Genomic DNA, 4,206 nt, shown 5'->3' with positions numbered 1-4,206 from the left:
CCCCCGGCCGGACGCGTACCTGCGGACCGCGTCCGGCCGGGGCCGGAGAGCCCCGCCCGCCGGGGCCGGGCGTCACCCACGCCCCACTGGCATACGAACGGGGGAGCCATGCCTCTGACGACGACGCCCGCGCCCACAGGCGCCACGCGCACCACACACCGCCCGGACATCCGCCCGGACATCCGCCCGGACATCCGCCCGACCACCCGCCCCGGCACCGGCCCCGGCGCCGGCGCCGGCCTGGGAACGGTCCCCGGCCCGGGACCGGACGCCCGCCCCGGCCCGGGAGCGGTCCCGGGTCCGGACGCCCGCCCGGGGCCGGCCTCCGCAAGCCCGGGACCGGGGGCGGGGGCGGCCCTGACGCTGTCCGTACTCGTCGTCGAGGACGACACCCATACCGCCGAGAGCCGGGTGCGCGACCTGCAGCGCCAGGGCTACGCCGCCAGCCACGTCGCCACCGGCGCCCAGGCCCTGACCGCCCACCACCACGCCGACCTGGTCCTGCTCGGCCTCGACCTGCCCGACATCGACGGCCTGGAGGTGTGCCGGCTCATCCGCGCCACCGGCGACCGCCCCGTCATCTCCATCGCCGCCCACGACACCGAACTCGACCGCGTCCTGGCCCTGCAGGCCGGCGCCGACGACTGCGTCCTCGCCTCCTGCGGCATCCGCGAGATGCTCGCCCGCATCGAGGCCGTCCTGCGCCGCGCCCACCCCAGACCCCAGGCACCCCACACCATCTCCCTCAGCTCCCTGCACATCGACGGCAGCACCCGCGAGGTCCGCCTGGACGGACGCCAAGTCGTCCTGACCGCCAAGGAGTTCGACCTGCTCCACACCCTGGCCGCCGACCCCAAGAGCGTCCTGTCGCGCAAGGAGCTGATGGCGCGGGTGTGGGACACCACCTGGGCCGCCTCCAGCCGCACCATCGACACCCACGTCAGCAACCTGCGCGCCAAGCTCGGCGACAAGTGGATCATCACGGTCCACGGCGTCGGCTACCGCCTCGGCCGCGGCTGACCCCCGCCCACCCCACGCCCGCACCCATGCACCCACACCCACACCCACGGCCCACGCGCACCCATGCACCCGAGCCCGCCCACACCCGCACCCACGCGCACCCATGCACCCGAGCCCGCCCGCACCCACGCGCACGCGCCCGTCCGCTCACGCCCGCACCCGCACGCGCTCACGCCCGCACCCGCGTGTCCGCCCGTGCCGGTGTCCGTGTCCGCCCGTACCCCCCGTCCGTATCCGCCGCCGGCAAGCGGTGCGGCATTTCGCCGGGAAATGCCCCGGACGCGTCGCCGGAAAAAGGCGGGGATACCGCCCCCTTCCCGCGCGTGCCCGCAATCGTATTCGCGGCCCGCGGGCGGGGAATTCTTCGCACGGTCCATCGCCGCCGACGTTGTGCTGACAGTCCTTGACAAACTCCCGACATGAGGAATGTTGCCCTGCCGGGCCGGGTGCGGCCAGGATGTTCACCAGCGCGCACCGCACCGAAGCGCTCCGGCCCGAAAGCCCGCACCCCAACTCCCCGGCCCCGGCCGCGGGGTGGGGGAGCGGAATTCACGAGACCGGGGCCCGATCCGGGGAAAAACAAGCCTCCCGGATACAGGAGGAGGGAAACGCACATGGCAACGACAGAACAGACGGAACAGACGGAACAACCGGAGAAACTCCCGGTACTGCCGCTCATATCCGATGCGACACTGCGGGATTCCGCCCACATGGCGGGCGTCGAATTCGGTCCCAGGGACGCCGCCGCGATCGCCCGGCTGCTGGTGAAGACCGGCGTCTCGCTCGTCGAGGTGGGCATGGTCGCCGGCCCCGGCTCCAAGGACGCCGACCTCGTCGAGGCCACGCACGAGGCCGTCGGCCCCGAGCGCAGCATGACGCTGGTGGTCGTGCGCGACCGCCAGCAGGTCGCCCGCGCCCTGGACGAGGCGCAGCGCCTGGGCGTGCGCCACATCATGTACTCCATCCCCACCTCGGAGCAGCACGCCCGGCTCAAGCTCGGCTCTCCCAGCGCCAAGTTCCTGCACACGCTGGCCCGCTCCGCGATCACGCAGGCCAAGGAGCGCGGCTTCCACGTCACGTTCAGCGGCGAGGACGCGGCCCGCACCCCGGCCGGGCGGCTGGTGCCGTACGTGAGCGCGGGCTTCGAGGCGGGCGCGGACCGCTTCCGTCTGGCGGAGACCGTCGCCTACCTGTCGCCGTGGCAGATGCAGGACGTGATCGCGGACCTGACCGCGATCGACGGTTCCGAGATCGAGATCCACTCCCACAACATGCTGGGCATGGCGGTCGCCAACTCCCTGGCGGCGGTACGCGCCGGCGCGCGGTGGATCTCGGCGACCGTCGGCGGGATCGGCGAGCGCGGCGGCAACGCCCCGCTCGCGGAACTGCTGACGTCGCTGCGCGTCATCCACGGCGACACCCGCTTCGACCTCACCCACCTGACCGAGCTGTCGCGGATCGCGCTCAAGGGCGCGGGGTTGGGCGAGGCGTTCCAGTCCGGGCCCACCACCTCGCACGCCTTCGCCTACGAGCTGCCCGGCCAGCTCACCCACCCCGAGGCCTACGAGACGCTGCCGGCCGAACTCGTCGGCAACAGCCGCGAACTGCTCGTGCGCACCCGCCTCACCCCCGCCCTCGTCAACTGGGCGCTCGCCGACTCCGGCGTCTTCGTCGACACCGAGGCGTTCACGCCCTGGCTGATCGAACGCCAGGAGAGCAACGGCGCCCCGCTGCTGGACCGCGACGCGATCCGCAAGGCCGCCATCGAGTTCCAGGCCGCCTGACCGCGCGCCCCGCACCCCAGGGCGCACCCCGCACCGAGCGGCGTCACCGGCGCCGTCCGCACCACCGCGCACCACCCGCACCGAGCGGCGTCACCGGCGCCGTCCGCACCACCCCGCACCACCCGCACCACCCCGCACCATCCGCACCGAGCGGCGTCACCGGCGCCGAGCGGCGCCGATCCGCACCACCGCGTGCCACCGGCACCCAACCGCACCACCGCACCACCGCACCACCGCGCCACCGCCCCCTTCTGTCCCGATCCCGTGGAGTCACCCATGTCCACCGCCACCCTGTCCGGCGTCTGCCCCGAGTGCGAGACCGACCTGACCGTGCCACCGGTCGTCCAGGGCGAGACCCTCGCCTGCCCCGAGTGCATGCTCACCCTGCGCGTCGAGGACGTCCGAGGCGGCCAGCTGACCCTGCAGATGGTCGAGGTCTCCCTGCGCGACTGGGGCCAGTAGAAATGGCCCGCACCGTCGCCGTCGTCGCCGACCGCATCGCCTGGGAGGAACGCCGCCTCATCGAGGCCGGCCCCGCCCAGGGCCTGAGCGTCGACTGGGTCAACGACGAGTCCCTGTGCCTGGGCGCCGCCGACACCACCGCCCTGCACGGCTACGACGCCGTCCTGGTCCGCAGCCGCAGCTACACCCGCGGCGGCCTGGTCGCCACCCTCGCCGAAGCCGCCGGCCTGCCGGTCCTCAACTCCGCCCGCGCCATCAACGCCTGCGAGAACAAGGCCCTGCTGCGCACCGTGCTGCGCACCGCGGGGATCCCCGTCCCGGACTTCCGCCTGGTCCTGTCCCGCAAGGACTTCGCCAAGGCCCTTCAGGAGCTGGGCACCCCGGTGGTCCTCAAGCCGATCTTCGGCGGGATGGGCAAGCGCGTCACCCTGATCCGGGACAGCGACATCGCGCACTCGGTCTACGACTACGTCGAGGACCTCGGCCACGCCTTCGAACAGGCCTGCCTGGTCGAGCCGTTCCTGGCCGGCGGTTCCTCGGTGCGCTGCCTGGTGGTGGGCCGCGAGCTGGTCGGCGCGGCGGAGTTCGCCACCGCCGGGACCGACTGGCGCAACAACGCGGCCCTGGGCAACCACAGCAGCGCCCTCGCCCACGACCCGGACGTCGTCAAGATCGTGGACGCGGTGGTCGGCGAACTGGGCGCCGGCATCTACGGCATCGACCTGTTCCGCACCGGCGACGGCTACGTCGTCAACGAGGTCAACCACGCCCCGGGCTTTAGGGCCGTGGCCGGTGCCACCGGCGTCGACATCCCCGCCGCCGTCGCCGCCTACGTCCAGGAGCTCCTCGCCTGAACCGACCCGCCTGAACCGACCCCCTTCCAGGGCCACCCGGCCCCGGGGCCGCCGTCCCCCGCGGCCCCGCGGCCACCCCGGTCCCG

General features: G+C 73.7%; 4 protein-coding genes. All 4 read left to right on the top strand.

What is annotated here, in order from left to right:
- The first annotated feature begins 108 nt into the window (after positions 1-108).
- The gene (locus AB0N76_RS39375) at positions 109-1,020 is read left to right on the top strand and encodes a winged helix-turn-helix domain-containing protein (protein ID WP_363565668.1); all 912 of its coding nucleotides are present in this window, start codon (positions 109-111) and stop codon (positions 1,018-1,020) included.
- Positions 1,021-1,634: 614 nt separating this feature from the next.
- Positions 1,635-2,804, top strand: coding sequence for an isopropylmalate synthase (locus AB0N76_RS39370; RefSeq protein WP_363565667.1), 1,170 nt, complete (start codon positions 1,635-1,637; stop codon positions 2,802-2,804).
- A 276-nt stretch (positions 2,805-3,080) separates the two neighbouring features.
- A complete protein-coding gene (locus AB0N76_RS39365; RefSeq protein WP_363565666.1) occupies positions 3,081-3,266 on the top strand; it encodes a lysine biosynthesis protein LysW in 186 nt (61 codons plus the stop codon).
- A gap of 2 nt (positions 3,267-3,268) precedes the next feature.
- A complete protein-coding gene (locus AB0N76_RS39360) occupies positions 3,269-4,120 on the top strand; it encodes a RimK family alpha-L-glutamate ligase (protein ID WP_363565665.1) in 852 nt (283 codons plus the stop codon).
- The last annotated feature ends 86 nt before the right edge of the window (positions 4,121-4,206 follow it).

Source organism: Kitasatospora sp. NPDC093806 (assembly GCF_040683335.1).
Taxonomy (GTDB): domain Bacteria; phylum Actinomycetota; class Actinomycetes; order Streptomycetales; family Streptomycetaceae; genus Kitasatospora.
The sequence above is the reverse complement of the archived record's forward strand: the minus strand, read 5'-3'. Positions and strand labels throughout refer to the sequence as shown.